Source organism: Bradyrhizobium sp. CCBAU 45389, assembly GCF_028128625.1.
GTDB classification, from domain to species: Bacteria; Pseudomonadota; Alphaproteobacteria; order Rhizobiales; family Xanthobacteraceae; genus Bradyrhizobium; species Bradyrhizobium liaoningense_B.
Genome location: NZ_LBIY01000081.1, coordinates 19,281 through 41,044, shown reverse-complemented (window position 1 = coordinate 41,044; position 21,764 = coordinate 19,281). Strand labels below are relative to the sequence as shown.

The 21,764-nt window shown below is 64.8% G+C and carries 24 protein-coding genes; 6 read left to right on the top strand and 18 right to left on the bottom strand.

The window, feature by feature from the left end; translation table 11 throughout:
- Window positions 1-208: 208 nt before the first annotated feature.
- The 9 genes from XH79_RS12635 to XH79_RS12595 form a co-directional block, all read right to left on the bottom strand.
- Entirely contained in the window at window positions 209-709 is a 501-nt protein-coding gene (locus XH79_RS12635; protein ID WP_271581881.1) for an RNA pyrophosphohydrolase, read from the bottom strand.
- Window positions 710-817: 108 nt separating this feature from the next.
- Window positions 818-1,324, bottom strand: coding sequence for an RNA pyrophosphohydrolase (locus XH79_RS12630; protein ID WP_271581880.1), 507 nt, complete (start codon window positions 1,322-1,324; stop codon window positions 818-820).
- Window positions 1,325-1,397: 73 nt separating this feature from the next.
- Window positions 1,398-2,615, bottom strand: a complete 1,218-nt coding sequence (locus XH79_RS12625) for a divergent polysaccharide deacetylase family protein (RefSeq protein WP_271581879.1) — start codon at window positions 2,613-2,615, stop codon at window positions 1,398-1,400.
- A gap of 175 nt (window positions 2,616-2,790) precedes the next feature.
- Window positions 2,791-4,146, bottom strand: coding sequence for a S41 family peptidase (locus tag XH79_RS12620; RefSeq protein WP_080137445.1), 1,356 nt, complete (start codon window positions 4,144-4,146; stop codon window positions 2,791-2,793).
- Window positions 4,143-5,492 (bottom strand): murein hydrolase activator EnvC family protein, encoded by a 1,350-nt coding sequence (locus XH79_RS12615; protein WP_212346508.1) that lies wholly within the window; start codon window positions 5,490-5,492, stop codon window positions 4,143-4,145. Before XH79_RS12615 ends, XH79_RS12620 begins: the two co-directional genes overlap by 4 nt.
- Before the next feature lie 33 nt (window positions 5,493-5,525).
- A complete protein-coding gene (rlmH, locus tag XH79_RS12610; protein WP_212346510.1) occupies window positions 5,526-6,008 on the bottom strand; it encodes a 23S rRNA (pseudouridine(1915)-N(3))-methyltransferase RlmH in 483 nt (160 codons plus the stop codon).
- Window positions 6,009-6,105: 97 nt separating this feature from the next.
- The gene (gene rsfS / locus XH79_RS12605) at window positions 6,106-6,462 is read right to left on the bottom strand and encodes a ribosome silencing factor (RefSeq protein WP_018643875.1); all 357 of its coding nucleotides are present in this window, start codon (window positions 6,460-6,462) and stop codon (window positions 6,106-6,108) included.
- 208 nt (window positions 6,463-6,670) lie between these two features.
- Window positions 6,671-7,315 (bottom strand): nicotinate-nucleotide adenylyltransferase, encoded by a 645-nt coding sequence (locus tag XH79_RS12600; protein ID WP_271581878.1) that lies wholly within the window; start codon window positions 7,313-7,315, stop codon window positions 6,671-6,673.
- 23 nt (window positions 7,316-7,338) lie between these two features.
- Entirely contained in the window at window positions 7,339-8,634 is a 1,296-nt protein-coding gene (locus XH79_RS12595; protein WP_271581877.1) for a glutamate-5-semialdehyde dehydrogenase, read from the bottom strand.
- Between the two features lie 193 nt (window positions 8,635-8,827).
- Between XH79_RS12595 and XH79_RS12590 the strand changes: the two genes are divergently transcribed.
- Together XH79_RS12590 and XH79_RS12585 are read left to right on the top strand one after the other, a co-directional pair.
- Complete coding sequence (locus XH79_RS12590; protein ID WP_157286469.1) at window positions 8,828-9,106, top strand: type II toxin-antitoxin system ParD family antitoxin; 279 nt, start codon at window positions 8,828-8,830, stop codon at window positions 9,104-9,106.
- Window positions 9,096-9,392, top strand: coding sequence for a type II toxin-antitoxin system RelE/ParE family toxin (locus XH79_RS12585; RefSeq protein ID WP_271581876.1), 297 nt, complete (start codon window positions 9,096-9,098; stop codon window positions 9,390-9,392). The genes XH79_RS12590 and XH79_RS12585 overlap by 11 nt, the downstream gene beginning before the upstream one ends.
- An 18-nt stretch (window positions 9,393-9,410) precedes the next feature.
- Here the strand turns inward: XH79_RS12585 and proB are convergent, their stop codons facing one another.
- The gene (gene proB / locus XH79_RS12580) at window positions 9,411-10,532 is read right to left on the bottom strand and encodes a glutamate 5-kinase (protein ID WP_271581875.1); all 1,122 of its coding nucleotides are present in this window, start codon (window positions 10,530-10,532) and stop codon (window positions 9,411-9,413) included.
- Between the two features lie 194 nt (window positions 10,533-10,726).
- On the opposite strand from proB, the gene XH79_RS12575 reads away from it, so the two are divergent.
- Complete coding sequence (locus XH79_RS12575) at window positions 10,727-11,692, top strand: Bug family tripartite tricarboxylate transporter substrate binding protein (protein ID WP_271581874.1); 966 nt, start codon at window positions 10,727-10,729, stop codon at window positions 11,690-11,692.
- A 17-nt stretch (window positions 11,693-11,709) separates the two neighbouring features.
- Window positions 11,710-12,213, top strand: coding sequence for a hypothetical protein (locus XH79_RS12570; protein ID WP_271581873.1), 504 nt, complete (start codon window positions 11,710-11,712; stop codon window positions 12,211-12,213).
- A 132-nt stretch (window positions 12,214-12,345) separates the two neighbouring features.
- Here XH79_RS12570 and XH79_RS12565 read toward each other — a convergent pair whose 3' ends face one another.
- The 4 genes from XH79_RS12565 to XH79_RS12550 form a co-directional block, all read right to left on the bottom strand.
- Window positions 12,346-13,980 (bottom strand): alkaline phosphatase family protein, encoded by a 1,635-nt coding sequence (locus XH79_RS12565; RefSeq protein ID WP_271581872.1) that lies wholly within the window; start codon window positions 13,978-13,980, stop codon window positions 12,346-12,348.
- 239 nt (window positions 13,981-14,219) lie between these two features.
- Window positions 14,220-15,260, bottom strand: a complete 1,041-nt coding sequence (gene obgE, locus XH79_RS12560) for a GTPase ObgE (protein WP_212346529.1) — start codon at window positions 15,258-15,260, stop codon at window positions 14,220-14,222.
- A gap of 109 nt (window positions 15,261-15,369) precedes the next feature.
- Window positions 15,370-16,086, bottom strand: a complete 717-nt coding sequence (locus tag XH79_RS12555) for an ATP-dependent Clp protease adaptor ClpS (RefSeq protein WP_271581871.1) — start codon at window positions 16,084-16,086, stop codon at window positions 15,370-15,372.
- Window positions 16,087-16,190: 104 nt separating this feature from the next.
- Window positions 16,191-16,670, bottom strand: coding sequence for a MaoC family dehydratase (locus tag XH79_RS12550; protein WP_271581870.1), 480 nt, complete (start codon window positions 16,668-16,670; stop codon window positions 16,191-16,193).
- 119 nt (window positions 16,671-16,789) lie between these two features.
- Between XH79_RS12550 and XH79_RS12545 the strand changes: the two genes are divergently transcribed.
- Entirely contained in the window at window positions 16,790-17,704 is a 915-nt protein-coding gene (locus tag XH79_RS12545) for a DMT family transporter (protein ID WP_212346537.1), read from the top strand.
- Between the two features lie 65 nt (window positions 17,705-17,769).
- Here XH79_RS12545 and XH79_RS12540 read toward each other — a convergent pair whose 3' ends face one another.
- The 3 genes from XH79_RS12540 to rplU form a co-directional block, all read right to left on the bottom strand.
- Entirely contained in the window at window positions 17,770-18,363 is a 594-nt protein-coding gene (locus XH79_RS12540) for a GNAT family N-acetyltransferase (RefSeq protein WP_271581869.1), read from the bottom strand.
- A 151-nt stretch (window positions 18,364-18,514) separates the two neighbouring features.
- Window positions 18,515-18,784, bottom strand: a complete 270-nt coding sequence (gene rpmA, locus XH79_RS12535; protein ID WP_018643862.1) for a 50S ribosomal protein L27 — start codon at window positions 18,782-18,784, stop codon at window positions 18,515-18,517.
- A 102-nt stretch (window positions 18,785-18,886) separates the two neighbouring features.
- Window positions 18,887-19,261 (bottom strand): 50S ribosomal protein L21, encoded by a 375-nt coding sequence (gene rplU / locus XH79_RS12530; RefSeq protein WP_128928980.1) that lies wholly within the window; start codon window positions 19,259-19,261, stop codon window positions 18,887-18,889.
- Between the two features lie 330 nt (window positions 19,262-19,591).
- Here rplU and XH79_RS12525 point away from each other — a divergent pair, with 330 nt between their 5' ends.
- Window positions 19,592-20,704: an ROK family protein gene (locus tag XH79_RS12525; protein ID WP_212346544.1), complete on the top strand. Its 1,113-nt coding sequence runs from the start codon at window positions 19,592-19,594 to the stop codon at window positions 20,702-20,704.
- Between the two features lie 177 nt (window positions 20,705-20,881).
- Here the strand turns inward: XH79_RS12525 and XH79_RS12520 are convergent, their stop codons facing one another.
- Window positions 20,882-21,745 carry an alpha/beta fold hydrolase gene (locus tag XH79_RS12520; protein ID WP_271581868.1) on the bottom strand — a complete coding sequence of 288 codons (864 nt, stop codon included), beginning with the start codon at window positions 21,743-21,745 and terminating at the stop codon, window positions 20,882-20,884.
- Between the last annotated feature and the right edge of the window lie 19 nt (window positions 21,746-21,764).

Below are 21,764 nucleotides of genomic sequence, written 5' to 3'. Positions count from 1 at the left end.
CCCTTGCGGGGGAGGGCTAGGGAGAGGGGTAGCCACGAACTCAGATCTCGCCCGGAGCCACCCCTCTCCCCTACCCTCCCCCGCAAGGGGGGAGGGAGCGCAGCGGAGCGAGTGGTGGCGTCTTGCCTCCCTCACTCGGAAACTTCGCGCGAAAATTCGCTCGTGATTTCAACCCCGTTCTACTGTGCATGGGGTTGTTTTCGCAGTTTTAGTTTCCGAACGTCGCGAACTGCTTTGCCACAGCCTGATAAACCTCGCGGCGGAAGGGCACCACGAGATCGGCGACGCGGTCGAGGCGCTCCCAGCGCCAAGCGTCGAACTCGGCGGGCTGGCCGTTGCGCGGCGTCAGCGGATCGATCTCGTCATCCTTGCCGGTGAAGCGCAGGGCGAACCATTTCTGGCGCTGGCCGCGAAACTTTGCGAGGCGATGCGTCTGCGGTCCGTCGTAAGGCGGAAACTCGTAGGTGAACCAGTCGGTCTCGCCGAGGAATTCGGCGCTGACGACGCTGGTCTCCTCCCACAGCTCGCGCATCGCCGCATCGCGCAGATTCTCGCCCTCGTCGACGCCGCCTTGCGGCATCTGCCAGTCGAGCCCCGGCAGGATGATCTCGGGCCCGTCGCCCTTGAAGCGGTGGCCGATCAGCACGCGGCCGTCGGCGTTGAACAGGGCGATGCCGACGTTGGGGCGGTAGGGTTTATCGTTGGTCACTTGCAAATATCTCTCGTCGTCATTCCGGGGCGCGCGAAGCGCGAACCCGGAATCTCGAGGTTCCGGGTTCGATGCTGTTCGCATCGCCCCGGAACGACGGCAAACCATTTATTCGTCCGCCAGCGCGGAAAATTCCTTCACCACGCGCTCATAGACCGGGCGCTTGAAGGGAATGATCAGCTGGGGAAGATTCTTCATCGGCTCCCAGCGCCAGCTCACGAATTCGGCCTTGTGGCCGCCGCCGCCGGGCTTCTCGACGTTGATCTCGCTGTCCTTGCCGGTGAAGCGCACCGCGAACCATTTCTGGCGCTGGCCGCGATAGCGGCCCTTCCAGGCGCGGCCTGCGACCGTGCGCGGGATGTCGTAGATCAGCCAGTCCGGGACCTCGCCGAGCCGCTCGACCGAGCGCACGCTGGTCTCCTCATAGAGCTCGCGCTTGGCGGCGTCCCAGGTGTCCTCGCCGGGATCGACGCCGCCCTGCGGCATCTGCCAGACATGGGCGTCGTCGACATGCTCGATGCCACCGGCGCGGCGGCCGATGAACACCAATCCCTTCGCATTGATCAGCATCACACCGACGCAGGTCCGGTAGGGCAGATCCTCGTAACGCGCCATTCCGCCAGACCTCTTGCCTGCACTTGGTGGGCATGCCGGTCCCGCGCGACCCGTGCCGTACCAATCCGTTGATTTAGCTGGATTTTGATTTCAGCATCGCGGTTGTCAATGGCACCAAAAGGATACCTCGGTCGCCCAATGTCCTGGTCCAGGCACTGACGCGCTCGATGGAGACCGGCAGGGCCGAGGCGGTCCCGACGGCGACGCCGCGCTCGCGGGCCGTCGATTCGAGCTTGCTCAGGGCGCGGTCGATCTCGGTCGGGGTCGGCACCACGTCGATCGCGATGTCGCCCTTGCCGAACGGCATCGACGCGCTCGCCGCGGCCTGCGGCGCGATGCTGCGGGGTGAGGAGCCGTCGTCGAAGAAGCCGAGGCCGCGCTTGGCCGCCTCGCGGATGATCGGCTGCATCGCCGGCTCGGTCGCGATGAAGCGGGCGCCCATGAAATTGGCGAGGCCGGCATAGCCCTGCATCCGGCTCAGGTGCCAGTACAGGCGATCCATGTTCTGGTCGGGGCTGAGCGAGGTCAGCAGTGTCTGCGGCCCCGGATCGTTGTCCGGGAAATCGTAGGGCTCCATCGGGATCTGCAGGAAGATCTCGTGGCGCTGGGCCCGCGCCCGCTCGGCGAGCTTGCCGGGATCGGCGCCATAGGGCGTGAAGGCCAGCGTCACCGCCGGCGGCAGCTTCATGATCGCGTCGGTGGTCTTGGCGGCGCCGACGCCGAGGCCGCCGATCACGATGGCGACCACCGGCATCTTGGCGGCCTTGGCGCGGTCGGCATCCGCCGCATAGACGTTAAACGGCTTCAGGTCGCCGGCGACCACGGGGATCATGCCGTAGCGCGACTTCTCCAGCAGCTTTGGATCGATCCCGGCCATCACCGGCGGCGAGGCGGACGCCGCCTCGCCCTTGTCGGCGGCATCGCCGGCGCCGATCACCACGTCGCGCCGCGCACCGGTCGAGCCGTCGATCATGGTGACGGTCTTCTGCTCACCGGGGGCGGCCTGCTTCGGCGCCGTCTCGTGCTTGCCCTCTGGCTTGCTCTCCGAGCCTTGGCCGGAGGCTGCCGGCTTCTCGTCCGTGACTTTGGGCTCGCGGATCGCGATCCGCGTCATCGGCTCGCCGCCGAGCGGGTCCTTGTTGAAGATGGCGAAGCCGGCAAAGGTAACCAGGAACAGCCCGAGCAGCACGGCCAGCAGCTGCATGGCGGTGAACGGCAGCCGCAGCCGGCGCTTGCGGCGCGGCTTGTCCTGTCCGAGCGGGGCGCTCAGATCATCGGCCGTTTCAGTCATGCCCGATCCCGAATCACTGATCCCGACGATACCACGGCGCGGTCAAGCGGCGGCAGGCCGGGATAGGCCGGGGACGACAGGAGTTCCAAGCAAAAAGGGCGGCTCGAGGAGCCGCCCTTTTCGGAAGATTGCTTGATACGCCGACTTAGTTCGCCGCCACTTAGTTCGCAGCCACTTAGTTCGCCGCCTTGGGCTTGTCGGTCGCGGCCTTGTCGGCACCCGGGGTTGGCGCGGCGGAGGCGCTGTTCTTGATGCCGTGGAGCAGGTCGTCGGCGAGCTTGAGCGCCTTGTCGTCCTTGGCGTCCGGCGGCACGTAGGACTGCGAGCCGGTCTTCTCGTCGCCGTCGTTCTTGAGATGGCCGCGCAGCGAAGCCTCGCCCTTGGTGTCGGTGCGCGACTTCAGCTCATCCGGCACGTCCTGCAGCACTTCGATGTCGGGCACGATGCCCTTGGCCTGGATCGACTTGCCCGACGGCGTGTAGTAGCGCGCCGTGGTCAGGCGCAGCGCGCCGTTGCCCGAGCCGAGCGGGATGATGGTCTGCACCGAGCCCTTGCCGAACGAGCGCGTGCCGACGATGGTCGCGCGCTTGTGGTCCTGCAGCGCGCCGGCGACGATTTCCGACGCCGAGGCCGAGCCGCCATTGACGAGCACGATGACCGGCTTGCCCTTGGTGAGGTCGCCGGCATGCGCGGTGCGGCGCTGGGTCTCCTCGGCATTGCGGCCCCGGGTCGACACGATCTCGCCCTTCTCCAGGAACGAGTCGGACACGGTCACCGCTTCCTCGAGCAGGCCGCCCGGATTGTTGCGGAGATCGATGATGTAGCCCTTCAGCTTGTCGCCGATCTGATTCGAGAGGTTGGCGACCTCGCGCTTCAGGCCTTCGGTGGTCTGCTCGTTGAAGGTGGTGATGCGGATGTAAGCGATGTCGTCGGCCTCGACCCGCGCGCGCACCGAGCGGACGCGGATGTTGTCGCGCACCAGCGTCACGTCGAGCGGATTGTCCTGGCCCTTGCGGATGATCTTGAGCTTGATCTTGGTGTTGACCGGACCGCGCATCTTCTCGACCGCCTGGTTCAGGGTCAGGCCCTGCACCGCCTCGTCGTCGAGATTGGTGATGATGTCGTTGGCCATGATGCCGGCGCGCGAGGCCGGCGTGTCGTCGATCGGCGAGACCACCTTGATCAGGCCGTCTTCCATGGTGACCTCGATGCCGAGGCCGCCGAACTCACCGCGGGTCTGCACCTGCATGTCGCGGAAGCTCTTGGCGTCCATGTAGCTCGAATGCGGATCGAGGCCGGTGAGCATGCCGCTGATGGCGGATTCGATCAGCTTGGTGTCGTCGGGCTTCTCGACATAATCGGAGCGCACGCGCTCGAACACGTCGCCGAACAGATTGAGCTGGCGATAGGTGTCCGCGGTGGCGGCTCGCGCGCTGGAGCCCATGAACACCGCGCGCGGCTGGGTCACGAACAGCGTCAGCGCCGCACCGGTGGCCGCGCTGAGGAGGATTACTGAAGTCTTGCGCATCATCCGCGAACCTTCTCGCCTTCATTTGCGGCCCACCATGGGCCTGGATCGATTGGAGTGCCGTCTTTACGGAACTCGACATACAGCACAGGTTGACTCGCGTTCGTGGCGAGAATGGAGGCGACTTGAGAGGTCGATCCCATGGTCGCGACAGGCTCCCCCGTGAGCACAAACTGTCCGATGTTGACCGAAATGCGCTCCATCCCGGCGATCAGGACATGATACCCGCCCCCGGCGTTGAGGATCAAGAGTTGTCCATAGCTGCGGAACGGCCCGGCATAGACAACCCAGCCATCGCACGGCGTCGTGACCTGGGAGCCGGGCTTTGTCGCCAGCGAAATGCCCTTCTGGACACCGCCGACCCCGTCGGAACCGCCAAAGTCCCTGATCTTGTTACCGTTAACCGGAAGCGGCAGGAGGCCCTTGGCCGAGGCGAAGGCGATCGCGGGGGTGGTCCGGGACCGGTCCTTGAAAGCGGCGGGGCCGGATTTGGCGCTGGCGGCCGCGTTTGCCGCCGCCTTGGCCTCGGCCTGCCTTGCCGCCTCGGCGGCCTTCTCAGCCGCCTTGGCGGCGCTCTGCAGGTCCTGCTCCATCTTGGTGATGAGCCCCTGGAGATCGCCGACCTGCCTTGAAAGCGCGATCGCGCGCGAGCTTTCGGCGTCGAGGTCCTTTTCGCGCGCCGCCTGCTGGCGCTGCCGCTCGTCGATCAGCGCGGTGAGGCGGGTCTGGTCGCTCCGGACCTTGTCACGGTCGGCGGCGAGCTGGTCGCGTTCGCTCGCGATGTTCTTGCGCAGGGCCACGAGCTCGCCGAGCTCGCCTGCGATCTTCTCCGCGCGGCCGCGCAATTCCGGCACGACGGCACCGAGCAGCATCGCGGTGCGTAAGGATTGCAGCGCATCCTCGGGGCGCACCAGCAGCGCCGGCGGCGTGCGCCGGCCGGCGCGCTGCAACGCCGCCAGCACCTCGACGATGTCGGCGCGGCGCGAATCGAGCGAGGACCGCATCTGCTGCTCTCGGCCGTTCAGCGTCTTCAGCCGCGTTTCGGCTTCGTCGATCTTGGTCTCGACGCTGCGCACATTGGCGGCTGTGTCGATCAGCTGCTGATTGAGCTGGGTGCGGTCCTGGCCGAGCGCGGTGATCTCGGCCTTGAGCTTGGCTTGCGCTTCCTCCGCGCTCTTCTGCCTCGCGCGCGCAGCTTCGAGCTCCTGCTCGCGCTGCTTGATGGCGTCGGGCGAGACGGCCGCGGTCTGGGGCGCCGGCGCTGCGGTCTGAGCTTGCGCGAGGCTTGTGCCTGCGAGGTTTGCGCCTGCGAGGCTTGCAATCAGCAGGTTGAGGACGGGCGCTCGCATCGCTTTAGGCAAAGGTGCTCGTTGTGGCGCGGATCACGCGCGGTGATAGGGGTGGCCGGCCAGGATGGTGGCGGCCCGATATAGCTGTTCCAGAAGCATGACGCGGACCATTTGGTGCGGCCAGGTCGCAGAGCCGAACGCGATCGCGAGCTTGGCCTTACGGCGCAATTCGGGCGAAAGTCCGTCCGCCCCTCCTATCATGAAGATAGTATGTCCTGCACCCTCGTCTCGCCAGCGCCCGAGATGCCGTGCGAATACGGTGGAGTCGAGATTCTGGCCACGCTCGTCCAGTGCCACCAGGATGGATTTTTCCGGAATATGCGCCGAGATCGCCGCGGCCTCTTCAGTCATCCGAGTCGCGGTGTCGCGCGCGCGGCTTTCGGGAATTTCGTGGATGCTGAGCTCGCGGAATCCAAGCTTGCGGCCGACCTCGTCGAACCGCTCGAAATAGCGGTCGGCAAGCTCCCGTTCGGGGCCCTGCTTCAGCCGGCCCACCGCAATGACAGCAACACGCATGATGGTTTCAGCGTCGTGTTTTCGAGGTCGCGCGCATCGTGCGCGCGCACGACGCTAACATGCGCGTCAGCCGATTCGAAATCGGCTTCGTCAGCCTCTAGATCGCCTTCGCCGCCCCTGGGCCCTGCGTGTACAACCGCTCAAGGTTGTAGAACTCGCGGACCTCGGGTCTGAACACGTGCACGATCACATCGCCGGAATCGATCAGCACCCAGTCGCAATTGGGCAAGCCCTCGACATGGATGTTCTTGATGCCGGTTTCCTTGAGGCCCTTCGTCACGTTCTCCGCGATCGCACCGACGTGCCGGTTCACCCGGCCGGTGGTGACGATCATGTAGTCGGAGTATGCCGATTTGCCGCGAAGGTCGATGGTGACCGTCTCTTCCGCCTTCATATCCTCGAGGCGGGAGAGGATCAGGCTCAGCGTCTTGTCGGCGTCGGGTTGCGCCTTCAAGGCCGCAGCTTTGGTCGATGTTTTACGCGTAGGCTTAGCAACCTTGGGTAAAACAGACTTGGACAATACAGATGTGGCCAGGGACCATTCCTTTCACTGTATCGCGAGGGCCGAATCCGGCACTCACGGGTGACACTACATCATGTGGGGTTAAGGGTTTCAATATGCCAGAGAGGCCAACATCCCCACGAAGCCGGCACACTCCGTCTCACTTCGTACCTTTCCAGCTCCCGTCCGGGTTCCGCAGGCGGGTCGAGGACAGATTCAGCTTCAATCCGGTCAGGAACACCCAGGCCGGCGCCGACTGGTCCGCGAGCAGCGCCGCCTTGTTCTCCGGCAGACGGTAACGAGATAGCGCCTGCGCGGCGGGCGAGGCGAGGGCGCGAAAACTCTGCGGCGGGCGATCGATGACCGCCATCGGCACCTGGCCGGCGATGCGCCGCCAGTCCTGCCAACGGTGGAATTGAGCGAGGTTGTCGGCGCCCATGATCCAGACAAAGCGCAGGCCGGAGAAGCGGCGGCGCAAGGTGTTGATCGTGTCGATAGTATAGCGGGTGCGAATGACGGATTCGAGACAGCTCACCTCGATGCGCGGATCGTCGGCAACGTCGCGCGCGGTCTGCATGCGCTCGCTGAGCTCGCGCAGATTGCCGTTCTCCTTGAGCGGATTTCCTGGAGTCACCAGCCACCAGACTCGATCGAGCTGCAATCGCTTGAGCGCGAACTGGCTGATGGCGCGATGCGCCTGATGCGGCGGGTTGAACGAGCCGCCGAGCAGGCCGATGCGCATGCCCTCCGTGTGGGGCGGGACCGCTTGCGCCACAAAACGCGGCACGACGAATGTGTTGCTCAATGCCCCGCGCCTTGCAACGTTGCTTACGGCCGCGTCTGCCCGGTGCCGTGAACGCGATACTTGAAGCTCGTGAGTTGCTCGGCGCCGACCGGGCCGCGGGCGTGGAAGCGACCGGTGGCGATGCCGATCTCGGCACCGAAACCGAACTCGCCGCCATCGGCGAACTGCGTCGAGGCGTTGTGCAGCACGATCGCGGAATCGACCTCGCTCAGGAATTTCTTCGCCGCACGCTCGTCGGCGCTCACGATGGCATCGGTGTGATGCGAGCCGTGGTTCTGGATATGCGCGATCGCGCCGTCGACGCCGTCCACCACCTTCGCCGCGATGATCGCGTCGAGATATTCGGTGTCCCAATCCTCGTCGCTTGCGGGCTTGACGCGTGCATCGGCCTTCTGCACGGCGTCGTCGCCGCGCACTTCGCAGCCGGCCTCGATCAGCATCTCGACCAGCGGCTTCAGGCTCGATGCAACAGCCGCGCGATCGACCAGCAGAGTCTCGGCCGCGCCGCAGACGCCGGTGCGGCGCATCTTGGCGTTGAGCACGATCGACTTCGCCATGGCGAGATCGGCGCTGGCATCGACATAGACGTGGTTGACGCCTTCGAGATGGGCGAAGACAGGCACGCGGGCCTCCTGCTCGACGCGCGCGACGAGGCTCTTGCCTCCGCGCGGCACGATCACGTCGACGGCGCCGTTCAATCCTGACAGCATCATGCCGACCGCCGCACGGTCGCGCGTCGGCACCAGCGTGATCGCGGCTTCGGGGAGGCCGGCTTCGCGCAGGCCCTGCACCAGGCATTCATGGATCGCACGGCACGAGCGAAAACTGTCCGAGCCGCCGCGCAGGATCACGGCATTGCCCGACTTCAGGCACAGCACGCCGGCATCCGCCGCGACGTTCGGGCGGCTCTCGAAGATCACGCCGACGACGCCGAGCGGCACGCGCACGCGCTCGATGGTCATGCCGTTCGGCCGCTGCCAGCTCTCGGTGACGATGCCGATGGGATCGGCGATGCCGCGTACGATGCCGATGCCTTCGGCCATCGCTTCGACCCGCGCCGGCGTCAGCGTCAGGCGGTCGATGAAGGAGGAGGTCATGTTGCCGGAGGCGCGGGCCTCGGCGACGTCCTCGGCATTGGCGGCAAGGATCGCGGCCGCGTTGGCGCGGATCGCCCGCTCCATGGCTTCCAGCGCCCGGTTCTTCTGCTCCGGCGGCGCCAGCGCCAGCACACGCGCGGCAGCGCGGGCACGGGTGGCGAGATCGGACATCAGCGCCTGAAGATCGGCATTGCCGTCAACGGCTTTGAGGGGGGCGGCCATGGGGGTTCAACCTTCTGCTAAGGCGGTGTCCTAGCACGGAAATCCCGCTTTTGCGAAGGGCGGGGCGGGTATGGCAGGGGCCCGGTTCGCGCCGCCGGGTCGGCCAATGGCCCGGTCGCGCTGGAGGCATGGGGCATCCTTGCGGGGTACCCAAATATCAATAAGTATCATATTTTGATAACGGAGCCGTCCCATGGCGAGCAGCTACAGCATCGGCAAGCATTTCGAGGATCTGATCGACACTCTGGTCGAGAGCGGCCGCTATGCCAGCGCGAGCGAGGTCATGCGCGAAGGCCTGCGCCTCGTCGAGGAGCGCGAGGAGCGGCGCAAGCTCAAGCTGGAGGCGCTGCGGGAGGAGATCCAGAAGGGTTTTGACAGCGGGCCGATGGAGGAGGTCGATGTCCAGGAATGGATGAACGACATCAAGGCGCGGGGACGGCAACGTTTGGCCGCGCGCAAACGTGGCAAATAGATTTCGCAAAGCCCCGCAAGCAGACCTCGATCTCGATTCGATCTGGGACTTCATTGCTTCAAACAGTGTCCGGGCCGCCGACAAGCAGATCGCGCGCATCGGCGAGATATTCGAAATGCTCTTGGAGAATCCGCTCGCGGGGCGCGAACGCCGGGAGCTGAGGGCCGGCCTGCGCAGCTTCCCGGCCGGCAACTACGTGATCTTCTATGTTCCGTTACCGGACGGCGTCGAGATTGTCCGAGTCATGCACGGCCGGCAGGATATCAGCGCCGAAGACATGCAGTAGCCGGCGCTCGTTCAGTCCTTACCCGCCCACCACCAGATCGTCGCGGTGGATCATCTCGGCGCGGCCGCTGATGCCGAGAATGGCCATCACGTCCGGGGAGGAGCGGCCCTTGATGCGCTCGGCATCGTCGGCGTCGTAGGCGATCAGGCCGCGGCCGATCTCGCTCATGTCAGGGCCGCGCACGATCACGGCATCGCCGCGGGCGAACTGGCCCTCGACCTTGATCACGCCGGCCGGCAGCAGGCTGGCGCCGGCACGCAGCGCGGTCACCGCGCCGGCATCGATCGTCAGCGTGCCTTTCGGCTCCAGCGTGCCCGCGATCCAGCGCTTTCGCGAGGTGATGGGATTGGCGGGCGTCAGGAACCAGGTGCAGCGGCCGCCATCGGCGATCGCCTGCAGGGGATGCTCGATCTTGCCGGAGGCGATCAGCATGTGGGTGCCGCCGGTGGTCGCGATCTTGGCGGCCTCGACTTTGGTGCGCATGCCGCCGCGCGACAGCTCGGACTCGGCATCGCCTGCCACCGCCTCGATCTCCGAGGAGATGCTGTCGACGACGGGAATGAGCTTTGCGTTCGGGTTGTTCTTCGGCGGGGCGTCGTAGAGCCCGTCGATGTCGGACAGCAGCACGAGCAAATCGGCGCTCGCCATGGTGGCGACGCGCGCGGCGAGGCGGTCATTGTCGCCGTAGCGGATCTCGGTGGTGGCGACCGTGTCGTTCTCGTTGATCACAGGGATCGCGCGCCACTCCAAAAGCTTGCCGATGGTGGAGCGGGCATTGAGATAGCGGCGGCGCTCCTCGGTGTCCTGCAGCGTCACCAGGATCTGGCCGGAGTCGATGCCGTGTGCTCCCAGCACCTCCGACCAGATCCGCGCCAGCGCGATCTGGCCGACCGCGGCAGCGGCCTGGCTCTCTTCCAGCTTCAGCGGACCGCGCGGCAATTTGAGCCGGCTGCGGCCGAGCGCGATCGAGCCCGAGGACACCACGAGGACGTCGCGCCCTTCCTTGTGCAGCTTGGCCATGTCGTCGGCGAGCGCAGCGAGCCAGGACGCCCGCACCTCGCCCTTGTCGGAATCGACCAGCAGCGCGGAGCCGACCTTGACGACGATGCGGCGGAATTGACTGAGTTCGGGGCTGGCCATGACGCGTGTGAAGAATTGCTCGGGAAACGGCGGAGCGAGGGGCGGCGCCGATGAGCCCTGCTTTTGCAGCAGGACGATGGCCGGCGCAAGGCGGGTCGGATGGTAAACGGCGCGGGTCGGGCTTGTCTTTGGCCTTGTTTCGGACGGCAGTGCGGTTCTAATGCCGCCAATCAAATGGTCTGGAGGGGAAACGTATGGATCGTCGCAAGTTCATGGCCGGATGTCTCGGCCTGCCGCTGCTGGCGCAGCTGGGCGAGGCGCAAGCGCAGGCCGGCCTGACGAAAATCATCTTCCCGTTTGCAGCCGGAGCGGGCGGCGACACGCTGTGCCGGCTGATTGCGCAGGAGATGGCCCCGGTGCTGCAGCGGACCATGGTGGTCGAGAACCGTACCGGCGGCGACGGCCTGATCGGCATCAAGGCGGTGAAGGGCGCGAGCCCCGACGGCAGCATGGTGCTGGTGACGACAGGGCCGACCATGTATCTGCTGCCCATGGTCGAGGCGACGCCGAGCTTCGACACGGACAAGGATTTCATGCCAGTGTCGCTGCTGGCGCGATTCGAATTCGCCGTCGTGATCGGCCCGGGGATCGATGCGACGGACTTCAAAGCATTCGTCGGCTGGTTGAAGGCGCATCCGGACAAGACCTCGTTCGGCGTTCCCAGCAACGGCACCATTCCGCACTTCATGGGCTCCAGGCTCGAGAAGGACCTCGGCATTCCCCTGACCCGCGTGCCCTATCGCGGCAGCGCACCGATCCTCAACGACCTCGTCGGCGGCCATATCTCGTTCGGCATCACGACATTGGCGGATGCGTTGCCGCAGCATCGTGCCAAGGGCGTGAAGATCATCGCGGTCTCGAGCGCGGACCGATCGCCTTTCGCCCCGGAGGTCCCGACGCTGAAGGAGAGCGGCATCGATCTCGTTGCTGACGCCTGGTACGGCATGTGGCTCCCCGCCGGCAGTCCGCCGGAATTTGCGAGCAAGCTCGGCGCCGCCGCAAGCACGGCACTCGCCAAGCCCGAGGTGAAGGAGAAGCTCACCGCGATCGGGTTGATCCCGGTCGGGAGCAATGCGGAGGGATTGTCGAAAGAGCTCGCAGCGAACACGGCGTTCTGGCAGCCGATCGTGAAGGCGACGGGGTATAAGATCGAGAATTGAATCTGGTTTGCGGGGCCATGACACAGCGGTTACTCGGTGCAGCGCGCGTATTTGCAAGCCACTATCAGATCGTCGTGTGTGACGATCCGTTCAGGCCCCTTGGAAGCGAAGAGAACTGGGACGCGCAGAAAACAAAGCAAGGTTTTGCCGGCGCGCCTGCGTTTCGGATGATTAACACCGAAGCTGATCTCAATGACCATTGGGTTGAGCTCGTGTCGAGCGATCTGCCACCTTCATCGGAAGAATGGCAGCGAATCACGTGCGTGCATTTCCATTCCGGAAGCGGGCGGATCCACGTCATGTCGGTGATCGATCATGATCCGGCACTCTCCGCAGAAGTCGAGTGCGGCGATTATGCCGTCTACGCGGCGGCGCAAAATCTCGGGATCGATCAGTCGAGCCTTGGCGAAACCGCGAAACTCTCGGACACCGAAATTGCCGAGCGGAGGGATATTGAGTGGTATCGACTCTTTCTGGTGCCAGGTAAGCCTGAATTTGAAGGGCGCGTGGTTGATCGCTAGCTGGCCGCGGGCTCTATCCGCTCATCCTGAGGAGCGTGCTCTTGCGCGCGTCTCGAAGGATGAAAGGCCCGGCTGTCGCAGCGGGGCCTTCATGGTTCGAGACGGCGCTTCGCGCCTCCTCACCATGGGGGTCTACATCTTCGCGCGCTGCGCTATCCCGTCCTTGATCGCGGCGAGCTCTTTCTCGTCCCAGATGCCGATCAAAACGCCGCCCTTCACTTGCAGCTGGTTGTCGGCATAGGCCGCGATCTTCTCGCGCGGCGTCGTGATGTGGTCGTTGGGATGCAGCGCCCAGTCGAACAGCTCGGCCTGCAACCGCGCGATGATGCCGGCGCATTCGGGATCGTCGCCGCGATCGACATATTCCTGCGGATCGGTTTCGAGATCGTACAGCATCGGGCGGAAGCCGGAGGCGTGGATGTATTTCCAGCGGCCGTCGAACACCATGAACAGGCGGCAACGCTCGATCGGCTGGTTCAGCTTCAGCCGCACGTCCTGCATCGCATAGTCGTATTCCGAGAACGCCACCTTGCGCCAATCGCCCGGCGTTGGCCCGCGCAGCAGCGGCAGCAGCGAGCGTCCTTCGAGGATGTGGCCCGGCACCTTGTCGCCGAAATAATCGACGAAGGTCGGCGCGAGATCGATGCCTTCGACCAGTGCGTCGCTGCGTGTGCCGCGCGTGGCGTCGGCTTCCTTGGAGGGATCGATGATGATCAGCGGAATCTTGGCCGACTGCTCGTGGAACAGGTCCTTCTCGCCCATCCAGTGATCGCCGAGATAGTCGCCGTGATCGGAGGTGAACACGATCATGGTGGTTTCCAGGAGATCGCGTTCCTCCAGGAACTTCATCAGCACGCCCATCTGGTCGTCGATCTGGGTGATCAGGCCCATATAGGTCGGGATCACCTTTTCGCGGGCATCGTCGCGCGCCATGTTGCGGGAGTAGCGCATGTCCATATAGGCGCCGAACACTGGATGCGGATTCTGCCGCTCGCGCTCGGAGCGGATCACCGGAATCATGTCATCCGTCGAATACATGCTCGCATAGGGCTCCGGCGCGATGTAGGGCCAGTGCGGCTTGATGTAGGACAGATGCAGGCACCACGGCCGGCCGTCGGTCTCGGCCTCTGCGATGAAGTCCATCGCGCGCCGCGTCATGTAGGGTGTCTCGGAATGTTCTTCGGGCACGCGCGCGGCCTTGTCCGCGTGCACCAGCAGCCAGCCGTTCTGGAGCGAACCATCCTCGGCGGCGCCGGAATTGGCCCAGTGTTCCCAGGGATTGGCGGCTTCAAAGCCCTGCTGGCGCAGATACTCATCGTATTTCGGGCGCGGCCGTCCGGTCGGATGCAGGCCGTCGTCGCGCTCATAGGGTTCGAAGCCGCATTCGGCGACATGTACGCCGATCATCGATTCCGGCGGAATGCCGAGCGCTTTCATGCCTTCGAGGTCGGGTGCCATGTGGGTCTTGCCGACCAGCACGTTGCGCACGCCGATCTTGTTCAGGTGATCGCCGAGCGTGGGCTCGCCGACGCGCAGCGGCCAGCCGTTCCAGTGCGAGCCATGCGAGCGCATGTAGCGCCCGGTGTAGAACGACATCCGCGACGGGCCGCAGATCGGCGATTGCACATAGGCCTTGGTGAAGAGCACGCCGCGCTTGGCCATCGCGTCGATGTTGGGCGTCTTCAGCGTGGGATGGCCGGTGCAGCCGAGATAATCATAGCGAAGCTGGTCGCACATGATCCAGAGAACGTTTTTCGCGCGCGCCATGCGTTATCCCTGCCGTTTCTTGAGTGATTGATGCTGCGATATTAGAGCGCCGGTGACAACCTGCCAGTGATGCGCGAGCCCGTTATCGCACATTCGGTGTCGTCCCGGCGCAGGCCGGGACCCATAACCCCAGGGAGCAGTTTGGCGTAGACTGGTTGTGCGCGGTACTCCTACCGCGCGTCACGGATAGATCACGCGGTATGGGTCCCGGCCTTCGCCGGGACGACCGTGGGGAGAGATTACGCCGACCACGGCTCCGCTTCGGCCGCGCTCTTCGCCTTGGCGGAGACCGGGCTTTCGCCGATCACATCGGCCAATGCGCGCAAGGCTTCCTTCACGCCCTGACCGGTGACACCCGAGATCAGCAGCGGCGTCTTCTTGGCGGCGCGCTTCAGGCGGTCCTTCTGCTTCTTGAGCTCGTCCGGCTCGACCGCGTCGATCTTGTTCAGCGCGACGATCTCGATCTTGTCGGTTAGCTGTCCGCCATAGGCATCGAGCTCCTTGCGCACCGTCTTGTAGGCCTTGCCGGCGTGCTCGCAGGTTGCGTCGATCAGATGCAGCAGCACGCGGCAGCGCTCGACATGGCCGAGGAAACGGTCGCCGAGGCCGGTGCCTTCATGCGCGCCTTCGATCAGGCCGGGAATGTCGGCGAGCACGAACTCGCGGCCGTCGGCGTTCACGACGCCGAGCTGCGGATGCAGCGTGGTGAAGGGATAGTCGGCGATCTTGGGCCGCGCCGCGCTGACCTTGGACAGGAAGGTCGACTTGCCGGCATTGGGCATGCCGACGAGGCCGGCATCTGCGATCAGCTTCAGCCGCAGCCAGATCCAGCGCTCCTCGCCGGGCTGGCCGGGATTGGCGTTGCGCGGCGCGCGGTTGGTCGACGACTTGAAATGCGCATTGCCGAAGCCGCCATTGCCGCCCTCGGCCAGCACGAATTTTTCGCCGACCTTGGTGAAGTCGTGGATCAGCGTCTCGCGGTCCTCGTCGAAGATCTGCGTGCCCATGGGGACCTTCAGCACGATGTTCTTGCCGTTGGCGCCGTGGCGGTCCGAGCCCATGCCGTTCTCGCCCTTCTGGGCCTTGAAGTGCTGCTGGTAGCGGTAGTCGATCAGCGTGTTCAGCCCGTCGGCGACCTCGATGATGACATTGCCGCCGCGGCCGCCATTGCCGCCGGAGGGACCGCCGAATTCGATGAACTTCTCGCGGCGGAACGCCACGCAGCCGTTCCCGCCGTCACCGGAGCGGATATAGACCTTTGCTTCGTCGAGGAATTTCATGGGCCATAGGTAGGCCAGCCGGGCACGCCCGGCAACCCGGATTGACCCGCAAATCGGCCGAAATCCTGCGAATTTCGACCCTTGCTTAACTCCCGATCCCGCTCTTGCCTCAATTTGGCAATGGTCGGTCTTGGTCCGGCGCATCGCCGGCCGGCAGCAGGACGCAGCGAAGCGGATGCTGGCGGGCCGCTGCAAGATTCTGGATTTTTTCACGAAGGACGGCAGCCTCGGCGCGGGGGAAGATCCCGCAGGAGCCGCGCTTGCGCGCGTGGGTGGAAAACATGATCGCGGTGGCGCGCTCGCGGCTCATCCCGAAGACGTTTTCGAGAACGAAGGTTACGAACTCCGCCGGTGTGTAGGGGTCATTGAGCAGGACGACCTCCAGATAAGGCGCATCGCCGCTGTCGGCTTTGACATCCGCAATCGCGCCCTTGGCGATACCATGGCTCAGATAGACCAGGGCGTCGTAGCGGGTTGCGCCCTGTGCGAGAAGGAAGCGCCCGACCGGCTGGGCGAACAGCTCGACCAGCATGTCGGCGCCCGTCACGACCGTCCGTTCGGACAGCTGTGCCTCGTTGAAGGCAAGCTGGAGCACGTGACCGAGGCCCGTCGCTGGCTCTGTCGCGCCCGCGGCCTCGACATCCTGCCGCAAGCGCATCAGGTCGATGCCGCAGGCCTGCATTACCGGCGATGCGTCCTCGTCCTCGATCAACGCAATCAGCAAATCCTGCGGGCCTGGATGCGTGCGGCCTTTCGCCCGCGCGGCGGACGTCGCGCGCTGGAGCGAACGCTTGAATGTCTCGGAGCAGGGCGGAAGCAGTGCCATCGCGGGCCTTCGTGTGCGGGCGGAGCGTGCACGGGGTTTGTCGGCACGTTCTCCGCCGTGGTTCACAAGGGGGCGGCCTGCTCCGCTCGCGCGAGACGGCCCCGCTATTCCGGCCGCCGCCGGATCAGGAATTTCTGCATGCCTTCCAGCACCAGCTCCTTGCGCTGGTTGAACACGGTACTCCCTAGCGTGACCACGCCCGTCGTGCGTCCCGGCACCAGCTCGGTGACCTCGAGCGCGGGATAGATGGTGTCGTCGGCGAAGACGGGCTTGAGGAACCGGCTCGATTGCTCGAGGAAGCCGACCAGGGAATCCTCGACCATGAATGGAAACAGGCCGGCGCCGGGCGCGGTGTGGATCAGGGTCTGGAAGCCGTGGGCGAGCAGATGCGGCATGCCGCGGCTGCGGCAATATTCCACGTCATAGTGCACGGGATGGGTGTCGCCGCTCGCGGTCTGGAATGCCGCGAACACCGCCGAAGTCTGGGTGCGGCTCGGCAGCACGAAGCGCTCACCGACCACGAAATCCTCAAACCAGCGTTGCGTGGGGATCATGCGATGCTGCGTCGGATCGAAATCGGTCATGTCACGGCTCTTTTCTCGGTGCGCCCTCTATCGCTACCGCGATGCGAAGAGTGCGACAATCCGTTCAATTCGGCGGTGGCGGGCTTGTCCCGCGCGTCCACGCAACTAAAACGGCGCCAATGCCCTTCTTCAAGAATCTCTCCGCCTATGACGACCGCTCCGCGCGCCTGGCCGGCATCGCGCTGATGGTGCTGTCGATCTTCATGTTCTCGTTCGGCGACGCCATGGGCAAGTTCCTGGTCGGGACCTATTCGGTGGGGCAGCTCTTGTTCCTGCGCGCCTGCGCGGCGCTGCTGTTGCTGTCGCCGCTGATCTGGAAGCAGCGCCACCAGTTCCTGCATCTGGAGCGGCCGGGCCTGCAGCTGTTTCGCGTCGTGCTCTCGACGCTCGAGGTCGCCGCCTTCTTCCTCGCAACGGTCTATCTGCCGCTCGCCGACGTCATCACCTATTATCTCGCCGGCCCCATCTTCGTCACCGCGATGTCGGCGATCTTTCTGGGCGAGAAGGTCGGCTGGCGGCGCTGGACCGCGATCCTGATCGGTTTCTGCGGCGTCTTGATCGCGCTGCGGCCGTCGGCGCAGACCGTCAGCCTGCCGGCGCTGATCGCGCTCGGCGGCAGTCTGTCCTTCGCGACCTTGATGCTGATCACCCGCAGCCTGCGCAAGACGCCCGACATCGTGATGGCGTCCTCGCAATTCATCGGCACGTTCTCGCTGGGCGCGGTGCTCTCGGCATTCCACTGGGTGCCGCCGACGGCGGGCAGCCTCGTGATCTTCGCGTTGGCCGGGCTGATCTCGGTGACCGCGCTGTTCTGCGTCAACCGCTCGCTCAAGCTGGCGCCGGCCAGCGTCGTGGTGCCGTATCAATATTCGATGATCGTCTGGGCCGTGATCTTCGGCTTCGTCGTGTTCGGCGATGTCCCCTCGATCGCGACGATCGTCGGCGCGGCGATCATCATCGGCGCGGGATTCTATATCTATCTGCGGGAGCGGGATTTGGGGCGGCAGAGCGAGCAGGTGAATCCGCCGGCCTAACCACGAATCCAATGTCGTCCCGGCCTGCGCCGGGACGACATTGGAGAGTGAGGCGCGGCCTCCGCCTACCTCACCCGCCGCGCGCTACTCCAGCTCTTCAGCGAGGCCCAAACGCCGCGGGAGAGACGGAAGCAGTCGACGGGCGTCGAGGAGCCCAGCGCCAGGAAGCGGTGCAGCTGCACGCCGCTCCACTGGAAGCCGCACTTCTCCAGCACCTTGCGCGAGGCCGGGTTGGTGACGCGGGCGCCGGCATGGAGATGGTCGTCCTCGTACTCCTCGAAGAAGAAGTCGATCGCCCCGCGCGCAGCTTCGGTGGCGAAGCCCTGGCCCCAATGCTCGACGCCGAGCCAGTAGCCGAGCTCGGCATTGCCGGGCTTCGAGCAGTCGATCCCGACCATGCCGACCGGGCCGCTGTCGTGCTCGATCAGGAACACGGTCTCGCTGCCGAGCTCGGCGGTGGCGCGGATGAACTCGACGGCGTCGTCCTGCGAATAGGGATGCGGCAGGCGGCGCGTGTTCTCGGCGACGCGGCGGTCGTTGGCGAGCCGGGCGATGGTCCTGACATCGGCGAGTGTCGGTCGCCGCAAGGTCAGCCGCTCGGTGGCGACGGCATCAGGTCTCGCCTCCTGCAAGGTCGCGCTCGAGAAATCCTGCAACATGTCCGGCTCCGTGAAAGTCACTAAGTCAAAGTGAGCAAGTCAAACAAAAGGGGAGGCCGGTTTCCCGCCTCCCCTTGGAGCCTTCGATCTCTTGATCTCTGGGACTCCGCCGGTTTGGTAGGACCCGGCGGACTCCAATTTGATCCGCCGTCTATTCAGCCGCCTCTGCGATCGGGAGCACCGATACGAAGGTGCGGCCGTTGGCTTTGGCCTGGAACGCAACACGACCTTCAACCTTGGCGAACAAAGTGTGGTCCGTGCCCATGCCGACATTAAGGCCGGGGTGCCAGGTGGTGCCGCGCTGACGCGCAATGATGTTGCCGGGAGTGACAATCTCCCCGCCGAACGCCTTGATGCCGAGGCGCTTGCCCTTCGAATCGCGTCCGTTGCGCGATGAACCGCCTGCTTTTTTGTGAGCCATGGCTCGTCTCCGAAATCCTGCGTATTTCTAGATCAATTCCTTGACGGAATCATTTCACGATTTCTCACGCATCAATTCGTGAATTGGCGTGATCAAATCCCGTTATTCGGCAGCTTCCTTCGCAACCTTTTCCTTCTTCGGACGCGGGCCCTTGGTGGGCTTGGCGCCGTCCGCCAGGATCTCGGAGATGCGGAGGACCGTGATCTCGTCGCGATAGCCGCGCTTGCGGCGCGAGTTCTTGCGGCGGCGCTTCTTGAAGGCGATGACCTTCGGACCGCGCTTGTGGTCGAGCACCTCGACCGCAACGGAGGCACCGGCCACCGTCGGGACGCCCAGCACCGGCGTGTCGCCGCCGAGCACCAGAACTTCATTCAACTGCACGATCGAGCCGACTTCGCCTTCGATCTTGCCAACTTCGAGAACATCATCCGGCACGACGCGGTATTGCTTGCCGCCGGTTTTGATGACTGCGAACATCGTTCTTTCTCCGTGTTCAATCCCGGCCTCGGGACGAGCATCGTCCGGGTCGGCTTTTTGTCAGTCGCTATGGGTTTATCTGCGTTTTGTGCGGGTGGGAGTTATCCCATTGAAAACCCACGCAAAAACAAGTGGCGCGAGAAACGCCCCGCGCCAGCTGTGGGACTTATAGCGGCGAGCAGCCGCAAGTCAAGGAAAACCGCCGAAAATGGCCCGGATTTGAAGGATTTGGCCGCGCCGGCGGCCTGCCGTCGAATCTCGGCCGGCCTTGCAACAAACCGGTTCCCCCGCAGTTAGTCCGTCGGAACAGATAAGCGGGCAAGGGCTCCCATGGCAACGGACGAACTGGTCAAGACGACGGGCATCGCCCATCATGGCGCCGAGCGGCTGCCGTCGGTGGATGTCGACAGCTTCAACATCGAGATGAAGGACGAGGACGGCTTCCTCGGCGACCGCGCCAGCAAGGGCGCCTTCCGCGACATCCTCGACCGGTGGCGCAAGCCGCTGCGCAAGACCGGCGAGGACCCGTTCGGCAAGGAGCCGTCGGAGAACATCAGCAAGAAGACGCTGGACGCGATCCTGGTCGGCGACGACACCGAGGCCTCCGCGGTGGTGCACAGCGCGATCGAGGACTTTGCGCAGGAACTCGCTTACGTGACCCGGCGCTTCCTCAAGACCAAGGCCTGGGCCAAGACCGAGCGCATCGTGGTCGGCGGCGGTTTTCGCGATTCCAGGCTGGGCGAGCTCGCGATCGCGCGCACCGAGATCATCCTGAAATCCGAGGATTTCAAGATCGATCTGCAGCCGATCCGCCATCATCCCGATGAAGCCGGCCTGCTCGGCGCGCTGCATCTGGCGCCGTCCTGGATCTTCGAGGCCCATGACAGCATCCTGGCGGTCGATATCGGGGGGACCAACATTCGTTGCGGCTTGGTCGAGACCAATTGGAAAAAGGCAAAGGACCTCTCGAAGGCCAAGGTCGTGAAATCCGAGCTGTGGCGCCATGCCGACGACGAGCCGACGCGCGAGGGCGCGGTGAAGCGGCTGACGAAGATGCTGAAAGGGCTGATCACCGAGGCCGAGACCGACGGCTTCAAGCTCGCTCCCTTCATCGGCATCGCCTGTCCCGGCGTGATCAACGCGGACGGCTCGATCGAGAAGGGCGCGCAGAACCTGCCGGGCAATTGGGAGAGCAGCAAGTTCAACCTGCCGGCGAGCCTGATCGAGGGCATCCCCGTCATCGGCGAGCACGACACCGCGATCCTGATGCACAATGACGGCGTGGTTCAGGGCCTCTCCGAGGTGCCGTTCATGCAGGATGTCGAGCGCTGGGGCGTGCTGACCATCGGCACCGGGCTCGGCAATGCCCGCTTCACAAATCGCCGCAAGGACAGGGATTCTACGGAGAACGGGAAGAAAAAAGGTAAGAACGACAAGGAGTAACCTTGATCGGTTAGGTTAAGGATCGGATTGCGTTGCGGGGCGCGGGCTGCACGCTAGGGTCGAATCGTCGCTTCACCTGGCCGGCGAAGCCGCCCTTCACGGCCAGAATTGCAATGAGCGGCACGGGACCGCCAGTGTTTACCGCGTCTGGCGGTCCCACCCCGTTTTTCCAATGTCTCAGCTCCAGCCGACACGCTGAAAGAACGCCGCGATCTCCGCCGCCGCGCGATCCGGATATTCCCGATGCGGGAAGTGGCCGACGCCGGGAAACATCGCGAGATCGAGCGTGCTGAAGGTCTCGCCAAGCCGATCGGTCCAGGCAAAGGGAAACAGCGGATCGTGCTCGGCCCAGCGCACGCAGGTCGGCACGTCGATGGGCGGAAGCTTCGGTGCTTCGCCCTTCATCATCGCGACCCGGCCGGCATGCGAGGCCCGATAATGCGCAAAGCCGCCGGCGAGATTGCCGTCCTTGAAGAAATTGTCGGCGAAGGCGTCGAGGACGTCGTCGAAGGCGTTTTTTCGATGCGCCCAGCCCTTCAGGAAGTGGCCGATATAGAGCCGGCAGCTCTCGCGGCTCGCACCGACCAGCGCCGCCGCCATCTCCATCTGGTGAAAGGACTGGTACCAGATGTGATTGAGCCGATCAGGCGCCGCCATGCGCGGCCCGATGCCGGGATAGACGAAATCGAAGAAGAACAGCCCGGCGGGCCGTTCCGGCGCCTGCCTGGCCAGCGGCTGCATCACGGCGCCGCCGACATCGTGCCCGACCAGGCCGAATCGCTCGATGCCGAGCCCCTCCATCAGCGCCAGCATGTCGGCGGCATGGCCATCCGGACCATAGGGCCCGTCCGGCTTGTCGCTGTCGCCGAAGCCGCGCAGGTCGGGCGCGATCAGGGTGAAGCGGTCCGAAAGCCTTGAGATCACCGGCTCCCAGGTCAGCCAGAATTCCGGCCATCCATGCAGCAAAAGCAGCGGTTTTCCTTGTCCGGCGCGAACCACGTGGAAATTTGCGCCGTTGGCGCGGATCGTCAGGTGCTCCATGGCAGTTCCTCCGGGGCGA

Coding starts and splice junctions, on each gene's coding strand:
- XH79_RS12630 (WP_271581880.1), bottom strand. CDS start 1,324: ATGGCGCGTTACGAGGATCTGCCCTACCGGACCTGCGTCGGTGTGATG.
- XH79_RS12625 (WP_271581879.1), bottom strand. CDS start 2,615: ATGACTGAAACGGCCGATGATCTGAGCGCCCCGCTCGGACAGGACAAG.
- XH79_RS12620 (WP_080137445.1), bottom strand. CDS start 4,146: ATGATGCGCAAGACTTCAGTAATCCTCCTCAGCGCGGCCACCGGTGCG.
- XH79_RS12615 (WP_212346508.1), bottom strand. CDS start 5,492: ATGCGAGCGCCCGTCCTCAACCTGCTGATTGCAAGCCTCGCAGGCGCA.
- rlmH (WP_212346510.1), bottom strand. CDS start 6,008: ATGCGTGTTGCTGTCATTGCGGTGGGCCGGCTGAAGCAGGGCCCCGAA.
- XH79_RS12595 (WP_271581877.1), bottom strand. CDS start 8,634: ATGGCCGCCCCCCTCAAAGCCGTTGACGGCAATGCCGATCTTCAGGCG.
- XH79_RS12590 (WP_157286469.1), top strand. CDS start 8,828: ATGGCGAGCAGCTACAGCATCGGCAAGCATTTCGAGGATCTGATCGAC.
- proB (WP_271581875.1), bottom strand. CDS start 10,532: ATGGCCAGCCCCGAACTCAGTCAATTCCGCCGCATCGTCGTCAAGGTC.
- XH79_RS12575 (WP_271581874.1), top strand. CDS start 10,727: ATGGATCGTCGCAAGTTCATGGCCGGATGTCTCGGCCTGCCGCTGCTG.
- XH79_RS12570 (WP_271581873.1), top strand. CDS start 11,710: ATGACACAGCGGTTACTCGGTGCAGCGCGCGTATTTGCAAGCCACTAT.
- XH79_RS12565 (WP_271581872.1), bottom strand. CDS start 13,980: ATGGCGCGCGCGAAAAACGTTCTCTGGATCATGTGCGACCAGCTTCGC.
- obgE (WP_212346529.1), bottom strand. CDS start 15,260: ATGAAATTCCTCGACGAAGCAAAGGTCTATATCCGCTCCGGTGACGGC.
- XH79_RS12555 (WP_271581871.1), bottom strand. CDS start 16,086: ATGGCACTGCTTCCGCCCTGCTCCGAGACATTCAAGCGTTCGCTCCAG.
- XH79_RS12550 (WP_271581870.1), bottom strand. CDS start 16,670: ATGACCGATTTCGATCCGACGCAGCATCGCATGATCCCCACGCAACGC.
- XH79_RS12545 (WP_212346537.1), top strand. CDS start 16,790: ATGCCCTTCTTCAAGAATCTCTCCGCCTATGACGACCGCTCCGCGCGC.
- XH79_RS12540 (WP_271581869.1), bottom strand. CDS start 18,363: ATGTTGCAGGATTTCTCGAGCGCGACCTTGCAGGAGGCGAGACCTGAT.
- rpmA (WP_018643862.1), bottom strand. CDS start 18,784: ATGGCTCACAAAAAAGCAGGCGGTTCATCGCGCAACGGACGCGATTCG.
- rplU (WP_128928980.1), bottom strand. CDS start 19,261: ATGTTCGCAGTCATCAAAACCGGCGGCAAGCAATACCGCGTCGTGCCG.
- XH79_RS12525 (WP_212346544.1), top strand. CDS start 19,592: ATGGCAACGGACGAACTGGTCAAGACGACGGGCATCGCCCATCATGGC.
- XH79_RS12520 (WP_271581868.1), bottom strand. CDS start 21,745: ATGGAGCACCTGACGATCCGCGCCAACGGCGCAAATTTCCACGTGGTT.